We start from the raw sequence: 21470 nt of genomic DNA, 5'->3' as shown, positions 1-21470 counted from the left end.
AGCTCGGCCACGCCCTGCCCCCTATGCCCTACTCCCTGTTCCCTAGGCGTCCTGCGCCTCGCCTTCCGCGGCGGCCAGGTCGTAGTCCTCGGGGTTCTCCAGGCCGGCTTCGGCCTCGTCGCCCTCGACGTACTCAGGCTCTTCGTACTCCGGCTCGGGCGGCGCCTCGATCCAGCCCATGACGACCCGGGCGCGCATGATCAGCGCCTCGGCGTCGTCCGGGGTCAGGGCGAAGGCCTCGAGGATGCCCGGTTCGCGCACGCGCTCGCCGTTCTTGCTTTCGAACCAGCCGCGCAGGTCGTCCGGGACCAGGCCGGCCAGGTCCTCGACGGACTTCACCTCGCCCTCGCCCAGGGCGACGGCCATGGGCAGGGTGACGCCTTCGATTTCCAGCACGGCGTCCTCGACGCCCAGCTCGACGCGGCGGGCGTCCTGGGCGGCGGCTTCCTTGTCGAGGAAGTCGCGGGCGCGGGCCTGCAGCTCGTCGGCGGTGTCCTCGTCGAAGCCTTCGATGGCCGCGATCTCATGCGGCTCGACGTAGGCCACGTCCTCCACCGAGACGAAGCCTTCGGTGGCCAGCAGCTGGGCGATGACCTCGTCCACGTCCAGGGCTTCCTGGAACAGGGCGGTGGTTTCGGCGAACTGCTTCTGGCGGCGCTCGCTCTCCTGCGACTCCGTCATGATGTCGATCTGCCAGCCGGTCAGCTGGCTGGCGAGGCGGACGTTCTGGCCGCGGCGGCCGATGGCCAGCGACAGCTGCTCGTCGGGCACGACCACTTCGACGCGCTCGTCTTCCTCGTCCATGACGACCTTGGACACTTCCGCCGGCGCCAGGGCGTTGACGATGAAGGTCGCCTCGTCCGGGTTCCACTGGATGATGTCGATCTTCTCGCCCTGCAGCTCGGCGACGACCGCCTGCACGCGCGAGCCGCGCATGCCGACGCAGGCGCCGACCGGATCGATGCTGGAGTCGTTGCTGACCACGGCCATTTTGGCGCGGCTGCCCGGATCCCGCGCGACGGCGCGGATCTCGATGACGCCGTCGTACACTTCCGGCACTTCCTGGGCGAACAGCTTGGCCATGAAGCCGCCGTGCGCCCGGCTGAGCATGATCTGCGGGCCCTTGGTCTCGCGACGGACGTCGTAGATGTAGCAGCGGATGCGATCGCCGATGTTGAAGTTCTCGCGCGGGATCGACTGGTCGCGGCGCATGATGCCCTCGCCGCGGCCCAGGTCGACGATGACGTTGCCGTACTCGACGCGCTTGACGCTGCCGTTGACGATCTCGCCGACGCGGTCCTTGAACTCCTCGAACTGACGCTCGCGCTCGGCTTCGCGGACCTTTCCGGTCACGACCTGGCGGGCCATCTGGGTCTGCACCCGGCCGAACTCGAAGGGCGGCAGCTCCTCGTCGGTCACCTGACCGACGAAGGCGTCGCGGTCGACGGCCAGGGCGTCCGACAGACGGATGACGCCCAGCGTCTCCTCGTCGATCTCCGCATCGTCCGGCACTACCGTCAGGTAGCGCTTGATCGAGGTCTCGCCGGTCTTGGGATCGATCACGACGCGGATGTCGTGCTCGGCGCCGTAGCGGCTGCGGGCCGCCTTCTGGATCGCTTCCTCGATGGAGGCGATGACGATCTCCTTCTCGATGCCCTTTTCGCGGGCGACCGCGTCAGCGATCTGCAGGAGCTCGAGCCGGTTGGCGGAAATGCCGGTGGCCATGGTGGGGTTTCCCTGGTTCAGGACTCTTGGTCGGTGTCAGTGTCGGATTGCAGGCGGGCCGCGCGTTCGTCGGCGCCGTGTTTCATCAGCTTGTCGTCGAGCACCAGCTTGGCCTCGAGGACCCATTCGAACGGGATGTAGAGGGTGGTCTCGGCCTCGCCCTCGATGTTGATCCCGATCTGGCCCTCTTCGGTTCCCGCCAGCTCGCCCTTGAAGCGCTTGCGGTTGTCGGCCAGGCGGTCGAGCTCGATGCGGGCCTCGAAGCCTTCCCAGGTGTCGAAGTCCTTGAGCCGGGTCAGCGGCCGGTCGATGCCGGGGCTGGAGACTTCGAGAGTGTATTCGCCGCTGATCGGGTCAGCCGCGTCGAGCACCTCGGAAAACGCGCGCGAGAGGACCGTGCAGCCCTCGACCGTCATGTCGCCGTCCGGCGTCTCGGCCATCACCTGCAGGCGACGGCGCTCCTTGCCGGCCATCAGGCGCAGCCGGACGATCTCGAAGCCGGCCGCTTCCGCGACCGGATCAAGCAGGCCGAGCAACTGGGCGTCTTCCGCCGTCCGTGCGCGCATCCGTCTCAAACCCAAACAAAAAGCGGCGACCTCCCGGTCGCCGCTCGAATGCGCCATCCAGCGCGTTCAAACGATGTGAGCGCCTGTATAGGCCCTCTCTCCGCTCTTGTCAGCCCGGATTCTCCAGCCCTCAGCGGGCCCCGCCGAGGAAGTCCATCTTGCCGATCGGCGCGCCGTTGGCCCGCAGCAGGGCGTAGGCGATGGTGATGTGGAAGAAGAAGTTCGGCAGGGCGAAACCGGTCAGGAAGTCCGCGCCGGTGAACTTCATCTCGGCGCCGGGGAACTTCAGCACCACCTCGCGGTCCTCCGCGCCGTCGAGCGCGGCGGCGTCGATGCTGTTCACATAGGCGACGGTCGCGGCGATGCGCGCCTTGAGTTCGGCGATCGTGGTCTCGGTGTCCGGCATCGCGGGCGGCTCGACGCCGGCGAGGCGGGCGACCGCGCCCTTGGCGCTGTCCGAGGCCATCTGGATCTGGCGCGGGAAGGGATGCATGTCCGGCGCGAGGCGGGCCTCGAGCAGGGTCGCCTCGGAGGCGCCGGCGGCGAGGGCCTTGTCGATCATCGCCGACAGATTGTTCAGGGCGCGGGTGAAGACAGGCGCAGCGGCCTGGTGGATCGCAAAGGTCATGGGGTCGGGTCCTGGACTATGAACAGCGTCAGGATGCGCACATCGTGTGCTTCGGCCTGAAAATCCAGTGGTCGCCAGCTACAGGCGCACGAAATCCAGGAACACCGGGACGCAGTCGCCGAGCTTCTTTTCCTCGTAGCGGGTGGTGATGTGGTCGCCCGGAGGCGTGGTGTGTTCCGCCGCCTTGCCGGCGGGCGCCGTGAACAGGCCTGACGCGCGGACGCGGGCGAGCGTCCAGTCCGCGTATTCGGCCCAGTCGGTGGCGAACCGCAAGGCCCCGCCGGGCCGGAGCAGCCGTGCGAGTTCGACAAGGAACTCGGGCTGGACGATACGGCGCTTGTGGTGACGCGACTTGGGCCAGGGGTCGGGGAACATGATGAACACCCGGTCCAGACAGCCGTCGGGCAGGCGGCCGGCGACCTCGCGGGCGTCGCCCTGGTGGATTCGGACGTTGGTCAGCTTCCGGTCGTCGACATGGCGCACGGCGCTGGCCACGCCGTTGAGGAACGGCTCGACGCCGATGATCAGCACGGCGGGGTCGCGGTCTGCCTGGCCGGCCATATGTTCGCCGCCGCCGAAACCGATCTCCAGCCAGATCTCGCGGGCGTCGGTCTTCAGCGTGCGCGGATCAAACGGCCCCTCGGGGATCTCGACCGTCGGGCCGACCGTCTCCAGCAGGTCCGCCTGCCGCGCCTTGATCGGCCGGGCCTTGATCCGGCCGTAGCTGCGCAGCGCGCCGTGCGGTTGTTGCGGGGTGATGGTCATGGGGCTCAATAACAGAAAAGGGACAGGCACTTCAGTGCGTGTCCCTTGTCCGGATCCGTGAAAGGGGGACACGCACGAAAGTGCATGTCCCTGCGATGCGTCAGGCCAGCTTCTTCAGTTCGGGGACCAGATCGGTCTTCTCCCAGCTGAAGCCGCCCTCGTTGTCCGGCTGGCGGCCGAAGTGGCCGTAGGCGGCGGTGCGGGCGTAGATCGGCTTGTTGAGGCCGAGGTGCTCGCGGATCGCCCGCGGCGTGGCGCCGTTGATCATGTCCGGCAGGATCTGCTCCAGCAGGGCCGGATCGACCTTGCCCGTGCCGTGCATGTCGACGTGGAACGAGACCGGCTTCGCCACGCCGATGGCGTAGGCGATCTGGATCGTGCAGCGGTCGGCGAGACCGGCCGCGACGACGTTCTTGGCCAGGTAGCGGCAGGCGTAGGCGGCCGAGCGGTCAACCTTGGTCGGGTCCTTGCCGCTGAAGGCGCCGCCGCCGTGCGGGGCCGCGCCGCCGTAGGTGTCGACGATGATCTTGCGGCCGGTGACGCCGGCGTCGCCGTCCGGGCCGCCGATCTCGAAGCGGCCGGTCGGGTTGATCAGCCACTGGGTCTTCTTGTTGACCAGACCGTCCGGGAAGACGGCCAGGACGTGCGGCTTGATCAGGTCCAGCACGCGCTTGCTGGTCGGCGTCTTGCCGCCAATCTTCTTCGCGTGCTGGTGCGAGACCACGATCGAGACGACCCGCTGGGGCCGGCCGTCGGCGTCGTACTCGAGGGTCACCTGGCTCTTGGCGTCAGGCTCCAGCTCGTGAAGCTCGCCCGAATGGCGCAGGTCGGCGAGGCGCTTGAGGATGTTGTGGCTGTACTGCAGCGTCGCCGGCATGAACTCCGGCGTTTCGGTGGTGGCGTAGCCGAACATGATGCCCTGGTCGCCGGCGCCCTCGTCCTTGTTGGCGCCCGCATCCACGCCCTGGGCGATATGCGCCGACTGGCCGTGCAGGTAGCAGGCGTACTTCGCCTTCTCCCAGTGGAAGCCCTTCTGCTCGTAGCCGATGTCCTTGATCGCGGCCCGGACCTTCGGCTCCAGCGACTTGATGATCTCTTTGGTGAAGGCCTTGTTCGTGACCTTGTCGCCGCCGGGCTTGCCGGCCCGGACTTCGCCGGCCAGCACGATGCGGTTGGTGGTCACCAGGGTTTCGCAGGCGACCCGCGCTTCGGGGTCAGCGGTCAGGAACGCGTCGACGACGGTGTCGCTGATCCGGTCCGCCACCTTGTCGGGATGGCCTTCGGACACGCTTTCGCTGGTGAAGATGTAGGACGATCGGCTCACGGCAGGCTCCGCACACAAAGGGGCCGCCCGGATGGGACAGCCCCGCAGAACCTATAAAGATATCCTTATATCCGCAAGCGGCGCGACGAGACTCAGGCCTCGCCGGCTTCGCTTTCTTCTTCCTCGGCCATCGAACGGACGAGGTCGAGAATGCGACGGCGCACGCGGCCGCGGCGAATCTTGGGGAACAGCGCCGCCAGTTCCAGGCCTTCCGGGGTCATCAGGAAGTCATGGATGAACGGCTCGGCGCCGCTTTCCGCCACGCCTTCGGCGCGGGCGGTCGAGGGATCAACCAGACCTTCGAAGAAGTAGGCGATCGAGGTCTGCAGGGACTTGGCGATTTCGTACAGTTTGCTCGCGCTGACGCGGTTGGCGCCGCGTTCGTATTTCTGAACCTGCTGGAAGGTGAGACCAAGGTCATCGGCCAGACGTTCCTGAGAAACACCCAGCAGTTTGCGACGCATGCGAATACGACCGCCGACGTGCAGGTCAACAGGGTTGGGCGAGCGGTCAGTTTCAGTGGTTGTCGTCATGAGGGCCTGATCTGTGGAAATGCCAATTTCACTTAACCGTCCCCTAAGGCCTATTCTGCGACGATTTCAAGTCTCTAGCTACCCGCCTGAGTAGTCCAAACACACCCGAAATGAGCAGAAGCATCAGGAAGGGAAGGTCGCCAAGTCGCGCGTAGAGCGTGTCATCGTCGTCGAGTGGCAACACGCTGTCGATAACGCCGCTATCGCCCAGGTGCAAGACGAGGGACCTCGGCGAGCCGGTCTGATCAATGACCGCCGACACGCCCGTCGGGGTTGCCCGGACGATCGGCAATCCTTCCTCGATGGCCCGATAGCTAGAGAGGTTCAGGTGCTGCAGCGGGCCGCTGGTCGCGCCGAACCAGGCGTCGTTCGAGACATTGACGATGAAGGCGGGCCTTTTGCCGGAAGCTTTTGCACCCGCCCGCGTAAAGCCCGGATAGAGCCCCTCGTAACAGATCAGCGGCTGGAAAACCGGCAGGCCGGCGGGGTGCAGCGGCGCGGGCGGCGGTCCGGCGGTGAACCCGTCGCCGACGTGCACCAGCGTCTTGATCCCGAGCGCGGTCATCAGACCGTCAAGCGGCAGAAACTCGCCGAACGGCACCAGCCGGTGCTTGTCGTAGACCCCGGCCGGCTCGAGCCCCTCGCCTGTCCGGCGAACAGCGACGAGGCTGTTGAACACCCGATAGTCCGCCTGCGTCCCTTCGACGCGGTAGGCGCCGACCAGCAGGACCTGACCGGGCTTCAACGCGCCCTCGACGGCGGCGCGCGTCCAGGTCCCCGGCGCGAGATAGTTGTCGATGGCGTCGGGGATCGCGCCCTCGGGCCAGATCACGATGTCCGCCGTCCGCCCGCCCGGATAGGGTAGGGACGTCAGGCGCACATAGGCGTCCACAATGCGTTTGAACTCCGCCGGATCGTACTTGGCCGACTGCTTGATGTCGGCCTGGACGATGCGGACGCGCAGGTCGCCGGTGCCGCCCGGCACGCTGGCCGGTGGCGCGATCCGGAACGCGCCCCAGAGAAGAAGGCTGGCCATGGTCGCCGCCGCCAGGCCGATGGCGACCTTTCCGCTCCGGCCTTCGCGCCAGAGCAGCATCGAGCCCGCGGTCGCCAGGGTGATCCAGGTCAGGCCGTAGGCGCCGACCAGGGATGCGGTCTGGGACATCGCCGAACCGGCTTTCCAGGTCTCGCCCGGCAGGTTCCAGGGAAAGCCGGTGAGGACATGGCCGCGCAGCCATTCACAGGCCGCGAAGACCCCGGCGAAAACCAGCACGCGGGTCACGCCCGCCGCGCCGGTCCAGCGGTAGAGGAGACAGGCCAGACCCCAGAACAGGGCGATGCCGCCGGCCATCAGGGCCACCGCGAACGGCGCCATCCAGCCCTGGTTGGCCGCGTCGACCATGAAGGCCTCGGCGATCCACCAGGTGCCGAGACCGAAATAGGCGACGCCCGCCAGCCAGCCGCGCCAGAAGGCCGACCGCAGCGGCCGGCCGGTATCGGCGGTGTCGACCAGCCAGAGCAACAGAGGGTAGCCGAGCAGTCCGGGCAGAAGTCCGAACGGCGGATGGGCGAGGGCCGCGGCCAGACCCGCCGCCAGCGCCAGCGTCCAGCGCGGAACCCGGGCCAGGTCGACGGTCACGCCGTCGCCGTCTCCGGGCCGTCCGCGTCGGTCGGCCGCGGGCGGAAGCGGACCCGCTTCACCCGGCGCGGGTCGGCGGCGATGACCTCGATATCGTAGCGGTCCGACAGCCGGACCACGTCGCCACGGCGCGGCACCCGGCCGGCGATGGCCGTGACCAGGCCGCCCACCGTGTCGATATCCTCCTCGTGGTCCCCGTCGCCCAGCTGGTCCTCTCCGAGCACCGCCTCGAGATCCTCGAGCAGGGCGCGGGCGCTGGCCTCGATGACCCCGCCCTCCAGCACCCGCAGGCCGGTGACCGCGGCGTCGTCATGCTCGTCGGCGATGTCGCCGACCACGGCCTCGATCAGGTCTTCCAGCGTCACCAGCCCCTCGGTGCCGCCGTATTCGTCGATGACCAGCGCCAGGTGGACGCGGGTCTTCTGCATCTGGGCCAGCAGGGTGGCGGCGCGCATCGACCCCGGCACGCCCGGCGCCGGACGGCGCAGGCGCTTGAGCACGCCGGCCGGCCGTCGGCTCTTGCTGGCCAGCAGCTTGAACACGTCCTTGATGTGCACGAAGCCGATCGGGTCATCCAGCGTGCCGCGATAGACCGGCAACCGGCTGTGTTCCGTCTCGCTGAACTGGGCGACGAGGCCCTCGAACGGTGTGTTGAACTCGACCGCGACGATGTCCGCGCGGGGGGTCATCACGTCATCGACCGTCAGGGTCTGGAAGGCGCGGGCCTGGGCGGCGAGCGTCTCGCCGGCCTGGGTCGTGGGCTCCAGTTCTTCGACGGGCTCGCCGGACAGGCCGGTGCGGACGCGGGCGAAGAGGCTCCAGAATCCCCGACGAGATCGGGGTGTTTCCGGCGGTGGTGCGGCGTCGTCTGAATGGGCCATCTGTGTCAGGCGTAGGGATCGGGCACGTTGAGGCCGGCGAGTATCCGCCGCTCCAGCGCTTCCATCTCCTCAGCTTCGGTCTCCGTCTGGTGGTCGTACCCTACAAGATGCAGGACGCCATGCGCCACCAGGTGTTGCAGATGGTGCGCCAGGGACTTGCCCTGCTCGGCCGCTTCCCGGGCGCAGACGCCGTAGGCCAGGGCGATGTCGCCCAGGTGGCCCTCGCGATTGTCGGGTGCGGGAAAGCTCAGAACGTTGGTCGGGCCGGCCTTGCCGCGGAAGCGCTGGTTCAGCTCGGCGACCGCGGCGTCGTCGGTCAGCAGGATGGCCATGCCGCCCTCGGCCGTGGCGGCCTCGGCGGCTTCCAGCGCAAGGGCCTCGGCGTTCGGCAGCGCCGCGCTCCAGGCTTCGTCCTCGATCTCGATGTCGATGCCCAAGGCGGTCAGTGTCCGGTGCGCTTGGCCGCGTCGGCGTCATAGGCGCGGACGATGCGGGCGACCATCGGGTGGCGGATGACGTCGTCGGCGGTGAAGCGGGTGACGGAGACCCCCTCGACATCCTCGAGGATGGCCACGGCGTGGGCCAGGCCCGAATCCGACGGGTTCATCAGGTCGATCTGGCTGGGATCGCCGGTCACCGCCATGCGCGAGCCTTCGCCCAGACGGGTCAGGACCATCTTCATCTGCAGCCGGCTGGTGTTCTGGGCCTCATCGACGATGACGAAGGCGTGCGCGAGGGTCCGACCGCGCATGAAGGCGATCGGGGCGACCTCGATCTCGCCCTTGTCACGGCGACGGCGCAGCTGTTCGGCGCCCATCAGCTGGGTCAGGGCTTCCCAGACCGGGGCCATGTAGGGGTCGACCTTCTCGGTCAGGTCGCCCGGCAGAAAGCCGAGACGCTCGCCGGCTTCGACCGCAGGACGGGTGACGATCAGCCGGTCGATGTCGCCGCGCATCAGCATGGCCGCGCCGTGGGCCACGGCCAGGAAGGTCTTGCCGGTGCCGGCGGGGCCGAGGCCGAAGACCAGGTCGTGGCGGCCGAGGGCCTCCATGTAGCGCGCCTGGGTGGCGGTCTTGGGCGAGACCGGACCCCGCCGCGCGCCGCCGGGAACGGTCGGGCCGTCGCCGCTGCGCGCCTCGCCGATGGCGACGCGGACGTCGGCGTCGGCCACCGCCGCGCCCCCGTCAGCCAGACCGGCGAGGGCCTGGACCGCACGCTTCGCCTGGCCACGGCCGCGGGCGTCGCCGGCGAGGGAGACCCCGCCGCCGGGCGTTTCCAGCAGCACCTTGAAGGCGTCCTCGATCAGGGCCGCGTGGCGGCCGCCGGGGCCGGCCACGGCGCGGACCGCGTCATCGGAGAGCGGCAGGAATTCAGGCGGTCGGCTGCTCATGCGTGTTCCACAACGAGCGAACCCGACAGGCTGTTGCGGGTGGCGCTGTCGATCCGCACGGGCACGATCTGGCCGATCAGCCGCTCGGGACCGTCGATATGCACCGGCTGCAGCCAGGGGCTGCGGCCGCCGATCTGGCCGGGATGGCGGCCGGTCTTCTCGATCAGCACCGGCTCGGTGCGGCCGACGACCGAATGGTTGAAGGCTTCCTGCTGCTGCTGGAGCAGGGCGTTCAGCCGTTGCAGGCGCTCGTCCATGACCTCGGTCGCGACCTGGCCGGGCATGGCGCTGGCGGGCGTGCCCGGACGGCGGCTGTACTTGAACGAGAAGGCGCTGGCGAAACCGACCTCGCGAACGAGGTTCAGCGTCGCCTCGAAGTCGCTGTCGCGCTCGCCGGGGAAGCCGACGATGAAGTCGCCGCTCAGCGCGATGTCGGGCCGTGCGGCGCGGATCTTCTCGACCAGCCGGACATAGCTCTCGGCCGTATGCGCCCGGTTCATCGCCTTGAGGATGCGGTCGCTGCCGGCCTGGACCGGCAGGTGCAGGAACGGCATCAGCTCCGGCAGCTCGCCGTGGGCCGCGATCAGGGCGTCGTCCATGTCGCGCGGATGGCTGGTGGTGTAGCGGATGCGATCGAGACCCTCGATCTTCGCCAGTTGCCGCGCCAGCGCCGCCAGGCCGCCGTCGCAGCCGTCATAGGCGTTGACGTTCTGGCCCAGCAGGGTGACCTCGCGCACGCCCTTGGCCGCCAGAACGCGGGCCTCGGCGACGACATCGGCCGCCGGCCGCGACCACTCGCCGCCACGGGTGTAGGGCACCACGCAGAAGGTGCAGAACTTGTCGCAACCCTCCTGCACCGTGAGGAAGGCGGTCACGCCGGTCACATGCCGGTCGGCCGGCAGGGCGTCGAACTTTTCATCGGCCGCGAAGTCGGCGCTCAACCGCTCGCCGGTGGCCCGGTGGGCGCGGGCGATCAGTTCGGGCAGCTGGTGATAGGCCTGCGGTCCGACGACGAGGTCGACCGCCGGCTGTCGGCGCATGATTTCCTCGCCCTCGGCCTGGGCCACGCAGCCCGCGACGGCGATCGTCATCTTGCCGCCGGCGCTCGCCTTGCGCGATTTCATCAGCTTGATCTGGCCGAGCTCGGAATAGACCTTCTCGGTGGCCTTCTCGCGGATGTGGCAGGTGTTCAGCACCACCAGGTCCGCGCCTTCGGGCTCGTCGGTCACGGCATAGCCCAGCGGACGCAGGACGTCGGCCATGCGTTCGCTGTCGTAGACGTTCATCTGACAGCCGTAGGTCTTGATGTAGAGGCGCTTGGTAGGCGCGGTGTCGGTCATTGAAGGGTTATGGGGGCGGGGGGGCCGGCGCGCAAGATTGGGGAGTAGGGCCTAGGGAGTAGGGAGTGGCGGAATGGGGCTGCGGCCCCGACGGCGCACGCCCGGATGAACCACTCCCTACTCCCTATGCCCTATTCCCCAACCGCTACTCCTCGATCGGCACGCCGTAGAGTTCCAGCCGGTGATCGACCAGCTTGTAGCCGAGCTTGCGGGCGATGGCCTGCTGCAGGGCCTCGATCTCCTCGTCGACGAACTCGACGACCTTGCCGGTCTTCATGTCGATCAGGTGGTCGTGATGGACGTCGGGGGCTTCTTCGTAGCGGCTGCGGCCGTCGCGGAAGTCATGGCGCTCGATGATGCCGGACTCCTCGAACAGCCGGACGGTGCGATAGACCGTGGCGATCGAGATGTGGGCGTCGATGGCGTGGGCGCGGCGGTAGAGCTCCTCCACATCCGGATGATCGGCGGCGCCCGACAGGACGCGGGCGATGATCCGCCGCTGGTCGGTCATCCGCATCCCTTTATCGACGCAGAGCTTTTCGAGGCGGTCCACGGGATCTTTCTCCGAACGAGTCGCGGGCAAGATAGGCGTCTCAGGCGCCTGTGTTAAGCGTCCGGCGCATGACAACGGCGTCAGCCCCGTCCGCGTAGTATCCCCTGCGCAAACCGGCCGGTTCGAAGCCTGTCGCTGCATAGAGACCGAGCGCAGCGGCGTTGTCGGAGGCGACTTCGAGGAACAGGCTGTCGGCGCCGCGGGCCGTCGCCAGCGTCGCTGCGGCCTCGACCAGGGCTCGCCCGGCGCCATAGCGGCGAACCTGCGGGGTGACCGCCAGGGTGAGAATCTCCGCCTCGTCGGCCACCGAGCGACAGAGGATGAAACCCTGCCCGTCGAGCACCAGGCCGAAGACGTTGAAGGTGATCAACAGCGCCTCGAACGCCGCCTCGTCCCAGGGGCGGGGGAAGGCCGAGGCGTGCAGCACCGCCAGCAGGCGGGCGTCGTCGGAGGTCGCCCGGCGGGGCGTCATATCGGCAGCTTCGCGTCCGGCGCGCGCAGATACAGCGGCCGGGGCGCGTGCGTCGGAGCCGGTCCGCGCATCGCCAGACGCGCGACGGCGACCGGGTCGGGGCCCTCCGGTGTGAGGACGGTCGCCTTCGGCAGGGCGCCGGCCAGCAGCGGCGCGCCGGAGCCGATCAGGGTTACGGGACCGCCGGCGTAGACTTCCGCGATCCGGGCCGAGGCCGTCGTGGCGGCCAGGGCGTCCGGCGCGGTCAGGGCGACCCCGTCGCCGAACAGCTGGACATAGACCTGCTCCCGCCGGGCATCGATGACGGCGACCACGAACCCCTCCCGGCCGAACGCCAGAGCATCCAGCGCCCCGACCCCGACACAGGGAATGGAGAGGGCGGCCGACAGGCCCTTGGCGAAGGCCAGGCCCACGCGCAGGCCGGTGAAGCTGCCCGGGCCGACCGTGACGCCGATGCGGGTCAGGTCGCCGAAAGAAGCGCCGGCCTCGGTCATCAGCTCGCGGACCAGCGGGGCGAGGCGCTCCTGATGGCCGCGCGGCATGGCTTCGCTGCGGGCGGCGAGCACGGTCTCGCCATCGAGGATCGCGACCGAGCAGGCGGTCAGGCAGGTGTCGAGGGCGAGGATCAAGAGGCGTCCGCCGTCCAGTAGAAGCCCTGCAGGACCGGGTCGGCGTCGCGGATCGATCCGAAGACATAGCCCAGTTGCGGCGCGTCCGGCCGCCGGCAGATGGTCGCGTCGCCGAACCGCTCGGCGCCCTCGATACAGTCGTCCGGACCGAAGCCCGACGCGCTCATCCGCAGGCCGATGGTCTCGTCCTTCGGGCCCCGCGCGGCCGCGCCGGTGATGAAGGCGCGGTCGAGGGTTCCGCCGTCGCCCTGGAATTCAATCTTCAGGTCGCCCGGCCCCGTCACGAAGATCACCGGCGTGTCGAAGCCTTCTTCCGACACTGTTCCCGCCCGGACGTCGGCCTCCAGGAACAGGCGCCTGAGAGCAGCGACTTCGAACGGCGTGGTGGTCGTCGCCGGTCCAATGGCGCCGGGCGCGACCAGCAGGCCGTCCGTGCGCGGGGCGGGCGCTTCGGGCTTGGGCGGCCTGGCCGGCATCGCCTGCGGCTCGGCGCTGCAGGCGGCGAGGGCCAGGGCGCTCGCGATCAGGAGGCTGCGGGACATGGAGGGTGTCATAACCTACTCCGCTCACCCGGGCGAATGCCGCGGTGAGCGGACCTACAGCGTCTGCTCGACCCGCGTCACTTCGGGGACGTAGTGCTTGAGCATGTTTTCCACCCCGGCCTTGAGCGTCGCCGACGAGGACGGGCAGCCCGAGCAGGCGCCGCGCATGTGCAGGTAGACCACGCCGGTGTCCGGCTCGAAGCGGGAGAAGACGATGTCGCCGCCGTCCTGGGCCACGGCCGGGCGGATGCGGCTGTCGAGCAGGTCCTTGATCTCGGCGACCACCTGGGCGGTGTCGCCTTCATAGACGGTGGTGTCATGCCCGGCGCCATCGTCGTCGGTCAGGATCGGCGCGCCGCTGGTGAAATGGTCCATGATCGCGGCCAGCACCGGGGCCTTGAGGTGCGACCAGTCGATGTCCTCGTTCTTGGTCACGGTGACGAAGTCGCCGCCGAAGAAGACGCGCGTAACATCGCCCAGGTCGAACAGGGCTTTCGCCAGCGGCGAGGAGGCCGCTTCATCCGCGTCGCGGAACTCGCGCGCGCCCTCGCCCAGCACGTCCCGGCCGGGAAGGAACTTCAGGACCGCCGGATTGGGCGTGTTTTCGGTCTGGATAAACATGAAATTACATGTGGCGCTGCGGAGAGCGCGTGACAAGTGCGTGGTTTTCTGGCGCTATGTAAGCACTGATAAGATAGCAGCGCACGACGACGGGTAACGTCGCGGCGCAAACGGGCGAGGGAGACGGCGATGGCCGACGGCAATTTCGATATCGGCAAGGCGGCGCGGGACAAGGCGGAGCTGCTGAAGGCGGCGCACGAGCGGGCCTGGTCGTTGCCGATCGACCAGATCAACGTGACCGAGACCGAGCTCTGGCAGAACGACACCCACTGGCCCTATTTCGAGCGGCTGCGGAAGGAGGCTCCGGTCCACTACTGCACCGTCGACGAGGAGACGGGCCCCTTCTGGTCTGTGACCCGCTTCAACGACATCATGGAGATCGACACCACCCACCAGGTGTTCAGCTCCGACGCGCACCTGGGCGGCATCACCCTGCGTGACATGGACGATGACTTCATCCTGCCGATGTTCATCGCCATGGATCAGCCCAAGCACGACGTGCAGCGCAAGACCGTCAGCCCGGTGGTCAGCCCCGCGAGCCTGATGCAACTGGAGCCGATCATCCGCGAGCGCGCGGCCGGCCTGCTCGACAGCCTGCCGATCGGCGAGACCTTCGACTGGGTCGACCGCATCTCGATCGAACTGACCACCCAGATGCTGGCGACCCTGTTCGACTTCCCGTTCGAGGACCGCCGCAAGCTGACGCGCTGGTCGGACGTGGCCACCGCCGCGCCGGGCATGGGGGTCATCGAGACCGAGGAGCAGCGCCGCGAGGAGCTGTTCGAATGCCTCGCCTACTTCACCAACCTGTGGAACGAGCGGGTCAACGCCCCGCCGGCGAACAACCTGATCTCGCTGCTGGCCCACGGCGAGGCGACGCGCAACATGGAGCCGATGGAGTATCTGGGAAACCTGATCCTGCTCATCGTCGGCGGCAACGACACCACCCGCAACACCATGACCGGTTCGGTGCTGGCCCTGAACCAGAACCCCGACCAGTACGCCAAGCTGAAGGCCAACCCGGACCTGATCCCGTCGATGGTCTCGGAGACCATCCGCTGGCAGACGCCGCTGGCGCACATGCGCCGCACCGCGCTGGCCGACTACGAAATCGGCGGCAAGACCATCAAGAAGGGCGACAAGGTCGCCATGTGGTACGTCTCGGGCAACCGCGACGAAACGGCCATCGAGAACCCCGACGCCTACATCATCGACCGTGAACGGCCCCGCCATCACATGTCGTTCGGCTTCGGCATCCACCGCTGCGTGGGCAACCGCCTGGCCGAGATGCAGCTGCGCGTGGTCTGGGAAGAAATCCTCAAGCGCTTCCCGACCATCGAGGTCGTCGGCGAACCCAAGCGCGTCCCGTCGGCCTTCGTGAAGGGCTACGAGACCCTGCCGGTGCGGATTCCGACGAAGCTGTAAGGTTTTTCCTCCCCCGCGAGGGGGAGGGGAAGGTCCTAAGCCAGATCCGCGATCTCATCGTCGGTGAGATCGCCCGGCACCACGGTCACCGGCAACTTCCGGCTCCCCCAGTTCACGCCGTCGCGCGCGATCGAGGCGACCAGCGGGCCGGGGCCCTTGCCGCCAGTCGAGGCGGCGAGGACGAGGATCTTGATGTCCGGATCGCCGGCAACCACCTGGCGGATCGCCAGTTTGGTGCTCTCGGCATGTTTGATCAGGAACTCCGGCGCCTGGCCGGTGACCGCCATGACAGTCTCGGCCAGCTTCTGCAGGACCATCTCGGCCTCGGCCCGCTCCTGCCGCTCCATTTCCTCGCGCACGCCGGACCAGTGCTCAAACACCGCCGGCTCGATGACGCGCAGCAGGCAGACATGGCCGCCCGTCGACAGCGCGCGCTTGCAGGCATAGCGCAGGGCCGCCCCGGACTCGGGGCTGTCGTCGGCGATGACGAGGAACTTGCGACGGCTCATGGAGCGGACGGTGGCTTAGCGGCGGGCGTTGGGCAAGCGATTCCCCTCTCCCGGAGGGAGAGAGAGGGGCCCGCCGCGAAGCGGCGGGAGGGTGAGGGGTTACGGGTTCGGCCGCGAAACCCCACGGACCTCAATCCCTCATCCGACCTGCTCCGCAGGCCACCTTCTCCCTCCGGGAGAAGGAAGCAGCTCTAACGCCAGAACCCGACGATCTTCTTCACTTCGTCGAGCGTCGGCGCCGCCACCTCGCGCGCCCTGTCGGCGCCGGCGGCCAGTACGCGGTCGATCTCGGCCGGGTCGGCCAGCAGGCGCCGCATCCGGTCGCTGACCGGCCCCAGCTTCGCCACCGCCAGATCGGCCAGCGCCGGCTTGAAGGTTCCAAAGCCCTTGCCGCCGTACTCCGCCAGCACCTGGGCCTTGGTCAGCTCCGCCAGCGCGCCGTAGATGCCGACCAGATTGTCCGCCTCGGGCCGCAGCTTCAGGTCCTCGAGCGTCTCGGGCAGGGGCTCGGGGTCGGTCTTGGCCTTGCGGATCTTCTGGGCGATGGCGTCGGCGTCGTCGGTCAGGTTGATGCGCGAATTGTCCGACGGATCGGACTTGCTCATTTTCGCCGATCCGTCACGCAGGGACATGATCCGCGCGCCCGGACCCTCGATCAGCCCGTCGGGCAGCGGGAAGAAGCCCGGACGGTCGAAGTCGTGGTTGAACTTGGCGGCGATGTCGCGCGTCAGTTCCAGGTGCTGCTTCTGGTCGTCGCCAACCGGCACATGCGTGGCCTTGTAGACGAGGATGTCGGCCGCCTGGAGCACCGGGTAGGTGTAGAGGCCGACCGAGCTGCGCTCCTTGTGCTTGCCGCTCTTCTCCTTGAACTGGGTCATCCGGTCGAGCCAGCCGAGGCGGGCGACGCACTGGAAGATCCAGCCGAGCTCGGCATGGGCCATGACCGCCGACTGCGGGAAGATGGTCGCCTTCGCCGGATCCAGGCCGGCGGCGAGATAGGCCGCGGCGATCTCGCGCGTCTGGTTCGCCAGCAGGGCCGGGTCCTGCCAGACGGTGATGGCGTGCAGGTCGGCGACGAAGATGAAGGTGTCCATCTCGTGCTGGAGCCGGGCGAACTTCACCAGGGCCCCGAGATAGTTGCCCAGGTGCAGGGCGCCGGACGGCTGGACGCCGGACAGCACGCGCTGCGGGCCGGAATAGGAGGCGGGAGGCTGATCGGTCATGGATCGGTCTTCTTGAATGGCAGGTCGTTGGGCCGCGCGGACGGACGTCGGCGCGTGGAGCGGGCGTCGATCAGACGCTGCGCCATCGGCGCGGGGTATGTGCCGTGAGGACCATGCGCGCTCGATACGGCAGGGGCGGGGCTAGAGCAAGTCCGGCGGCGGCGCGGCGGCGACGCCCGGCTTGCGACGCAGGGCCTCGCGGATCTCTGCGATCGTGACCCCGCCGCTGCCCAGCAGCAGGACCGGGTAGAGCGCCGCGCCCGCCATGCAGAGCAGCAGGACGGTGATTTCCTTGGGGCCGAGCCCGATCATCCTGAAGCCGGCGAGCGGAGCCTCGATGTCCGCCCGGAAGAGCTGCGCGGTGAACATCGCCCCGCCCAGGGCCGCACTGGCGGCGGCGATCCGGGCCAGCTTGCTCCAGGCCGCCGGGGACGGCGACCAGTCGCCACGCTTGCGCAGGGCATGCACCATCTGGGCGACGTTGACCCAGGAGGCGAAGGCGGTCGCCGCGGCGATGCCCTCGAACCCGATGATGTAGAACAGGGTCACGCCGAGGGTGATGTTGATCGCCACCGAGATGAGGGCGAACCGCATCGGGGCCTTCGTATCGTGCCGGGCGAAGAACACCGGCGACAGCACGCGCGCCAGCACGAAGGCCGGCACGCCCCAGCCGTAGTGGAACAGCGCCTTGGCCGTTTCACGGGCGTCATAGGCGGTGAACTCGCCGCGCTGGAACAGGCCGTCGATTAGATAGTGCGGCATGGCCAGCAGCACGGCTGCGGCCGGCAGGGTCAGGGCCATGGCGAAGACGATCGCCTGGTCGGTCGTCTTCTGCGCCTCGTCCTTGTCGCCGAGGCTGATCGCGCGCGACAGCGATGGCAGCAACGCCACGCCGATCGCCACACCGACGAGGCCGAGCGGGAGTTGGTAGAAGCGGTCGGCGACCGACAGCCAGGTGCGGGCGCCGTTGACCTGGCTGGCGATGATGCCCGACAGGAAGATGTTGATCTGGGTGACGCTGGCGGCGATCGCGCCGGGAATGGCGATGGCGATCAGGGCCCGTATCTCCGGCGTCAGCCGTGGCAGCGTCGGGCGGATCTTCGCCCCGACCCGCCGCACGCCCCACCACAGCAGGCCGGCCTGGACCACGCCGGCGGCGAGGATCGCCCAGCTGGCCGCATGGGCCGAGTCGACGGCGCTGCGCGGCGGGATAACGGCGATCAGGATCGCGGCGTTGAGCACCGTCGGGGCCGCGGCCGACAGGGCGAACCGGCCGCCGGCGTTCAGCACGCCCGACAGCAGGGCGACGATCGCCATGCAGGGCAGGTAGGGCATGCTGATCTGGGTCAGCACGACCGCCAGGCGGTACTTCTCGCTGTTGAAGCCGAAGCCCGGATTGATCGCCAGCATCAGCCACGGCATGGCCAGCTGGAAGGCGACGGTCAGCGCCAGGGTGATCGCCGCCAGCGTCGCCAGCGCGTCCGTGGCCAGGTTGTCCGCGGCGTCCTGACCCTCGCTCGCCAGCACCTTGGAATAGGTCGGCACGAAGGCGGCCGTGAAGGCGCCCTCGGCGAAGATCCGGCGGAACAGGTTGGGAAACGACTGGGCGGTGTTGAAGGCGTCGGCCGCCGGGGTCGCGCTGGCGCCCAGCCGGGCGGTGATCAGCAGGTCCCGCGCCAGCCCCATGAAGCGGCTGACCAGCGTCAGGCTGGAAAACACCATGGACGAGCGGATCAGGCCGCCCTTCGGGGGTTTCACGGGTCTGGGCGGTTGCTTGTCGCTCACGGCGCGCTTTTGCGCTGGCGGCGGGAGGGGGTCAAGAAGCCTACCGGCCGATGCTGGCCCGGGCCCGTTCCAGACGCGGGCGGCCGCGGGGCGCCTGGCCGGAATCCTCGGCCTCGAGAACGTCCATCAGGGCCGACTTGAGGGCTGTGGCGCGCTTCGTGTCGGTCAGCTTTCCGCCGCCCGGGGTCTGGACATAGAAGGCGTCGACGGCGCGCTCGCCATAGCCGTCGATGTGGGCGGAGGTGATCGACAGGCCGGCGTCGGCGACCGCGCGGGCGAGTCCCTCAAGCAGGCCGGGCCGGTCGCGGCCCGAGGCCTCGACGACCGTGGCTTCCTCGGAGGCGTCGTTGTCGAGCATGACGGTCGGCGTGATCGAAAAGGCGGCCGCGCGGCCCTGTTCGCCGCCCTTGCGGGCCTCGAACGTCGGGGTTTCGCCCCGGCCGGCGGCCTCGAGGCTGTCGGCCAGCCGGCGCAGGATGCGCGGATTGTCGCCGCCGATCGGCGCGCCGGTGACGTCCTGGACATGGAACACGTCCAGCGCCTGGCCCTGGCCCGAGGTGAACACCCGGGCGCCCACGACGTTGCCGCCGAGGCCCGACAGGGCCAGCGTCAGATCGGCGAACAGGCCGCGCCGGTCCTTGGCCGCCACGACGATCTCGGCGGCGTTGCGGTCTGGCCGGATGCGGGCTTCGGCCGCGGCGCCGCCCTGCAAGGCCGCGCGGCGGGCCAGAGCCGCATGGGCGGCCAGTTCCGACGAAGAGAAGGCGGTGAAGTAGGCGTCTTCCATCGACGACGCCCAGCCCTTCGCCGCCGGATCGGCCAGGGCCAGGGCCGCGCGGGCCTCGGCGGCGACCGACTCCTGGTGGCGACGGGCGCTGGCGGCGGGGTCGCTGCCGCGGCCGCCGCGGAAGATCGCCTCGGTGGCGGCGTAGAGCTCGCGCATCAGCTGGCCCTTCCAGCCGTTCCAGACGCCGGGGCCCACGGCGCGGATGTCGGCCACCGTCAGCACCAGCAGCAGCCGCAGCCGCTCGGGGTTTTCGACGATGCGGGCGAAGGCGGCGACCGTCGCCGGGTCGGTGACGTCGCGCTTCTGGGCGTAGTCGCTCATCACCAGGTGATGTTCGACCAGCCAGGCGATCAGTTCGATCTTGGACCTCTCCAGGCCCAGCCGTTCGCAGGCCGAGCGCGCGGCGCGGGCCCCGGCCTTTTCCTGGCCGCCGGCGCCGCCCTTGCCGGTGTCGTGCAGCAGCATGGCCAGGAACAGGCTCTCGCGATCGTCGATCAGGGGCATGATCGAGACCGCCAGCGGGTGGTCGTCCGCCAGCCGGCCCTCGGCGATGTCGGCGATGATCCCGACGGCCTTCAGCGTGTGCTCGTCCACTGTGTAGGAGTGGTACATGTTGAACTGCATCTGGGCGACGATCCGGCCGAACTCCGGCACGAACCGCCCCAGCACGCCGGACTCATTCATCAGCATCAGGGTGCGGTAGGTCCGCTTGCCGCGCGCCAGGATGTCGAGGAAGGCCTTGGCCGCCTCGGGGTCGCGGCGGGTCTTGACGGTGATCAGCGGCAGGCAGCGGGTGACCGCCGTGAAGGCGTCCGGATGCAGGTCCAGATCGCGCTGGTCGGCGATGCGGAAGATACGGATCAGATCGACCGGATCGCGCTCGAACACCTCCGGCCCGTCGATGGTCAGGCGACCCGCCTCCTCGTGGAAACCGGCGATGTCGAGCGGCTTGCGCTTGGGGCTCGGCCGGCCCGGCAGGAACCGCGACAGGCCCTTGGGCTGGGCCTTGAGGTGTTCGGTCTCCAGCTTGGCCGAGAAGGTCCGCGTCAGGGAGCCGACCTCGCGGGCGATCAGGAAGTAGCGGCGCATGAAGCGCTCGACGGCCGGATTGTCGGCGCGGTCGCCAAAGCCCATCCGCCGGGCGATTTCCGGCTGCAGGTCGAAGGTCAGCCGCTCCTCGGGCCGGCCGGTGGCGAAATGCAGGTGCGCGCGGACCGCATGCAGGAAGTCGAAGGCGCGGACGAAGGCGGCGACCTCGCGACGGTCGAAATAGCCGAGGGTGAAGACGTCCGCCGGACGCTCGACCGGGTGCAGGTATTCGGCGATCCACATAAGGGTGTGCAGGTCGCGCAGGCCGCCCTTGCCCTCTTTCACATTGGGCTCGACCATGTAGCGGCTGGTGTCGGCGCGGCCGTGGCGGTCGTCGCGCTCCTTGAGCTTGGCGGCGACGAACTCGGCCCCGGTGTTGCGGACCACGTCATTGCGGAAGCGCTTCTTCAGTTCCTCGCCGAGGGACTCGTCGCCGGTCAGGCGGCGGGCCTCGAGGATCGAGGTGCGGATCGTGAAGTCCTCCTTCGAGAGCCGCACGCACTCCTCGACCGTGCGCGAGGCATGGCCGACCTTGAAGCCCAGATCCCACAGCGCATAGAGCATGAACTCGATGACGCTCTCGGCGTGGGCCGTCTGTTTGTAGGGTCGCAGGAACAGCAGATCGAGATCGCTGTAGGGCGACAGCACGCCCCGGCCGTAGCCGCCGACCGCCAGCAGGCAGAGCCGCTCGCCCTCGGTGGGGTTGCGGGCGCGGAACATGTGCACGGTGGTGAAGTCGTAGAGGGCGGTGACCACCTCGTCGGTGACGCCGCACAGCAGACGGGCCGTCTCGACCCCGCCGGCGCCGTTCTCCAGACGCTCCTTGGCGATCATCCGGCCGCGGAACAGGGCGGCCTTGAGGATCTCCAGCGCCAGCTTGCGCTGCTCGGCCTCGTTGCCGAGGGCGTCGTGGGCGGCGGCGGTCAGACGCGTGCGCAGCGCGATGCCGTCAACGACATGTTCGAGGCGGGTCGGGCGAAGACGGGTGGCCATGGACCTTATGTGCGCTGCAACAGGGGGCGGCGCAACGGGTTGAACAGAGGA

21 protein-coding genes are annotated in these 21470 nt (G+C 68.9%); 1 reads left to right on the top strand and 20 read right to left on the bottom strand.

The annotated features are described in order from the left end of the window. Positions 1-42: 42 nt before the first annotated feature. From nusA to AC3WJT_RS01335, 16 genes are all read right to left on the bottom strand, one after another. Positions 43-1725: a transcription termination factor NusA gene (gene nusA / locus AC3WJT_RS01410; RefSeq protein ID WP_492341282.1), complete on the bottom strand. Its 1683-nt coding sequence runs from the start codon at positions 1723-1725 to the stop codon at positions 43-45. Positions 1726-1742: 17 nt separating this feature from the next. Beyond that, the gene (gene rimP, locus AC3WJT_RS01405) at positions 1743-2291 is read right to left on the bottom strand and encodes a ribosome maturation factor RimP (RefSeq protein ID WP_492341281.1); all 549 of its coding nucleotides are present in this window, start codon (positions 2289-2291) and stop codon (positions 1743-1745) included. A gap of 130 nt (positions 2292-2421) precedes the next feature. Further along, positions 2422-2919 (bottom strand): DUF1993 domain-containing protein, encoded by a 498-nt coding sequence (locus AC3WJT_RS01400; RefSeq protein ID WP_492341280.1) that lies wholly within the window; start codon positions 2917-2919, stop codon positions 2422-2424. Positions 2920-2997: 78 nt separating this feature from the next. Next, positions 2998-3684: a tRNA (guanosine(46)-N7)-methyltransferase TrmB gene (trmB, locus tag AC3WJT_RS01395; RefSeq protein ID WP_492341279.1), complete on the bottom strand. Its 687-nt coding sequence runs from the start codon at positions 3682-3684 to the stop codon at positions 2998-3000. Positions 3685-3784: 100 nt separating this feature from the next. Then, positions 3785-5008: a methionine adenosyltransferase gene (metK, locus tag AC3WJT_RS01390; protein WP_492341278.1), complete on the bottom strand. Its 1224-nt coding sequence runs from the start codon at positions 5006-5008 to the stop codon at positions 3785-3787. Positions 5009-5100: 92 nt separating this feature from the next. Further along, positions 5101-5541, bottom strand: coding sequence for a helix-turn-helix domain-containing protein (locus tag AC3WJT_RS01385; RefSeq protein WP_492341277.1), 441 nt, complete (start codon positions 5539-5541; stop codon positions 5101-5103). A 43-nt stretch (positions 5542-5584) separates the two neighbouring features. Next, the gene (gene lnt / locus AC3WJT_RS01380) at positions 5585-7180 is read right to left on the bottom strand and encodes an apolipoprotein N-acyltransferase (protein WP_492341276.1); all 1596 of its coding nucleotides are present in this window, start codon (positions 7178-7180) and stop codon (positions 5585-5587) included. After that, positions 7177-8061: a hemolysin family protein gene (locus AC3WJT_RS01375; RefSeq protein ID WP_492341275.1), complete on the bottom strand. Its 885-nt coding sequence runs from the start codon at positions 8059-8061 to the stop codon at positions 7177-7179. The genes lnt and AC3WJT_RS01375 overlap by 4 nt, the downstream gene beginning before the upstream one ends. Positions 8062-8066: 5 nt before the next feature. Beyond that, positions 8067-8498: an rRNA maturation RNase YbeY gene (ybeY, locus tag AC3WJT_RS01370; protein WP_492341274.1), complete on the bottom strand. Its 432-nt coding sequence runs from the start codon at positions 8496-8498 to the stop codon at positions 8067-8069. A gap of 5 nt (positions 8499-8503) precedes the next feature. Further along, the gene (locus AC3WJT_RS01365; RefSeq protein WP_492341273.1) at positions 8504-9451 is read right to left on the bottom strand and encodes a PhoH family protein; all 948 of its coding nucleotides are present in this window, start codon (positions 9449-9451) and stop codon (positions 8504-8506) included. After that, complete coding sequence (miaB, locus tag AC3WJT_RS01360) at positions 9448-10791, bottom strand: tRNA (N6-isopentenyl adenosine(37)-C2)-methylthiotransferase MiaB (RefSeq protein ID WP_492341272.1); 1344 nt, start codon at positions 10789-10791, stop codon at positions 9448-9450. The genes AC3WJT_RS01365 and miaB overlap by 4 nt, the downstream gene beginning before the upstream one ends. A gap of 145 nt (positions 10792-10936) precedes the next feature. After that, the gene (locus tag AC3WJT_RS01355) at positions 10937-11344 is read right to left on the bottom strand and encodes a Fur family transcriptional regulator (RefSeq protein ID WP_492341271.1); all 408 of its coding nucleotides are present in this window, start codon (positions 11342-11344) and stop codon (positions 10937-10939) included. A gap of 40 nt (positions 11345-11384) precedes the next feature. Next, on the bottom strand, positions 11385-11816 hold the full coding sequence (gene rimI / locus AC3WJT_RS01350; protein ID WP_492341270.1) for a ribosomal protein S18-alanine N-acetyltransferase: 432 nt from the start codon (positions 11814-11816) through the stop codon (positions 11385-11387). Beyond that, positions 11813-12445, bottom strand: coding sequence for a tRNA (adenosine(37)-N6)-threonylcarbamoyltransferase complex dimerization subunit type 1 TsaB (tsaB, locus tag AC3WJT_RS01345; RefSeq protein WP_492341269.1), 633 nt, complete (start codon positions 12443-12445; stop codon positions 11813-11815). Before tsaB ends, rimI begins: the two co-directional genes overlap by 4 nt. Continuing rightward, complete coding sequence (locus tag AC3WJT_RS01340) at positions 12442-12987, bottom strand: hypothetical protein (protein WP_492341268.1); 546 nt, start codon at positions 12985-12987, stop codon at positions 12442-12444. Before AC3WJT_RS01340 ends, tsaB begins: the two co-directional genes overlap by 4 nt. A gap of 54 nt (positions 12988-13041) precedes the next feature. Beyond that, positions 13042-13608 (bottom strand): NifU family protein, encoded by a 567-nt coding sequence (locus tag AC3WJT_RS01335; RefSeq protein ID WP_492341267.1) that lies wholly within the window; start codon positions 13606-13608, stop codon positions 13042-13044. Positions 13609-13737: 129 nt separating this feature from the next. On the opposite strand from AC3WJT_RS01335, the gene AC3WJT_RS01330 reads away from it, so the two are divergent. Then, positions 13738-15033, top strand: a complete 1296-nt coding sequence (locus AC3WJT_RS01330) for a cytochrome P450 (RefSeq protein ID WP_492341266.1) — start codon at positions 13738-13740, stop codon at positions 15031-15033. A gap of 35 nt (positions 15034-15068) precedes the next feature. Here AC3WJT_RS01330 and AC3WJT_RS01325 read toward each other — a convergent pair whose 3' ends face one another. The 4 genes from AC3WJT_RS01325 to AC3WJT_RS01310 form a co-directional block, all read right to left on the bottom strand. Beyond that, a complete protein-coding gene (locus AC3WJT_RS01325) occupies positions 15069-15542 on the bottom strand; it encodes a universal stress protein (RefSeq protein ID WP_492341265.1) in 474 nt (157 codons plus the stop codon). Between the two features lie 191 nt (positions 15543-15733). Beyond that, on the bottom strand, positions 15734-16765 hold the full coding sequence (gene trpS / locus AC3WJT_RS01320) for a tryptophan--tRNA ligase (protein ID WP_492341264.1): 1032 nt from the start codon (positions 16763-16765) through the stop codon (positions 15734-15736). A gap of 141 nt (positions 16766-16906) precedes the next feature. Continuing rightward, positions 16907-18550, bottom strand: a complete 1644-nt coding sequence (gene murJ, locus AC3WJT_RS01315) for a murein biosynthesis integral membrane protein MurJ (protein WP_492341263.1) — start codon at positions 18548-18550, stop codon at positions 16907-16909. Between the two features lie 40 nt (positions 18551-18590). Continuing rightward, positions 18591-21419, bottom strand: a complete 2829-nt coding sequence (locus AC3WJT_RS01310; protein ID WP_492341262.1) for a [protein-PII] uridylyltransferase — start codon at positions 21417-21419, stop codon at positions 18591-18593. Positions 21420-21470: the final 51 nt, after the last annotated feature.

This window comes from Caulobacter sp. FW305-C-30-S16 (genome assembly GCF_058783025.1).
The sequence above is the reverse complement of the archived record's forward strand: the minus strand, read 5'-3'. Positions and strand labels throughout refer to the sequence as shown.

Excerpts from the sequence above, each read along its gene's own strand:
- nusA (WP_492341282.1), bottom strand. The coding sequence starts at position 1,725 with ATGGCCACCGGCATTTCCGCCAACCGGCTCGAGCTCCTGCAGATCGCT.
- rimP (WP_492341281.1), bottom strand. The coding sequence starts at position 2,291 with ATGCGCGCACGGACGGCGGAAGACGCCCAGTTGCTCGGCCTGCTTGAT.
- AC3WJT_RS01400 (WP_492341280.1), bottom strand. The coding sequence starts at position 2,919 with ATGACCTTTGCGATCCACCAGGCCGCTGCGCCTGTCTTCACCCGCGCC.
- trmB (WP_492341279.1), bottom strand. The coding sequence starts at position 3,684 with ATGACCATCACCCCGCAACAACCGCACGGCGCGCTGCGCAGCTACGGC.
- AC3WJT_RS01385 (WP_492341277.1), bottom strand. The coding sequence starts at position 5,541 with ATGACGACAACCACTGAAACTGACCGCTCGCCCAACCCTGTTGACCTG.
- AC3WJT_RS01375 (WP_492341275.1), bottom strand. The coding sequence starts at position 8,061 with ATGGCCCATTCAGACGACGCCGCACCACCGCCGGAAACACCCCGATCT.
- AC3WJT_RS01365 (WP_492341273.1), bottom strand. The coding sequence starts at position 9,451 with ATGAGCAGCCGACCGCCTGAATTCCTGCCGCTCTCCGATGACGCGGTC.
- miaB (WP_492341272.1), bottom strand. The coding sequence starts at position 10,791 with ATGACCGACACCGCGCCTACCAAGCGCCTCTACATCAAGACCTACGGC.
- rimI (WP_492341270.1), bottom strand. The coding sequence starts at position 11,816 with ATGACGCCCCGCCGGGCGACCTCCGACGACGCCCGCCTGCTGGCGGTG.
- AC3WJT_RS01340 (WP_492341268.1), bottom strand. The coding sequence starts at position 12,987 with ATGTCCCGCAGCCTCCTGATCGCGAGCGCCCTGGCCCTCGCCGCCTGC.
- AC3WJT_RS01335 (WP_492341267.1), bottom strand. The coding sequence starts at position 13,608 with ATGTTTATCCAGACCGAAAACACGCCCAATCCGGCGGTCCTGAAGTTC.
- AC3WJT_RS01330 (WP_492341266.1), top strand. The coding sequence starts at position 13,738 with ATGGCCGACGGCAATTTCGATATCGGCAAGGCGGCGCGGGACAAGGCG.
- AC3WJT_RS01325 (WP_492341265.1), bottom strand. The coding sequence starts at position 15,542 with ATGAGCCGTCGCAAGTTCCTCGTCATCGCCGACGACAGCCCCGAGTCC.
- trpS (WP_492341264.1), bottom strand. The coding sequence starts at position 16,765 with ATGACCGATCAGCCTCCCGCCTCCTATTCCGGCCCGCAGCGCGTGCTG.
- AC3WJT_RS01310 (WP_492341262.1), bottom strand. The coding sequence starts at position 21,419 with ATGGCCACCCGTCTTCGCCCGACCCGCCTCGAACATGTCGTTGACGGC.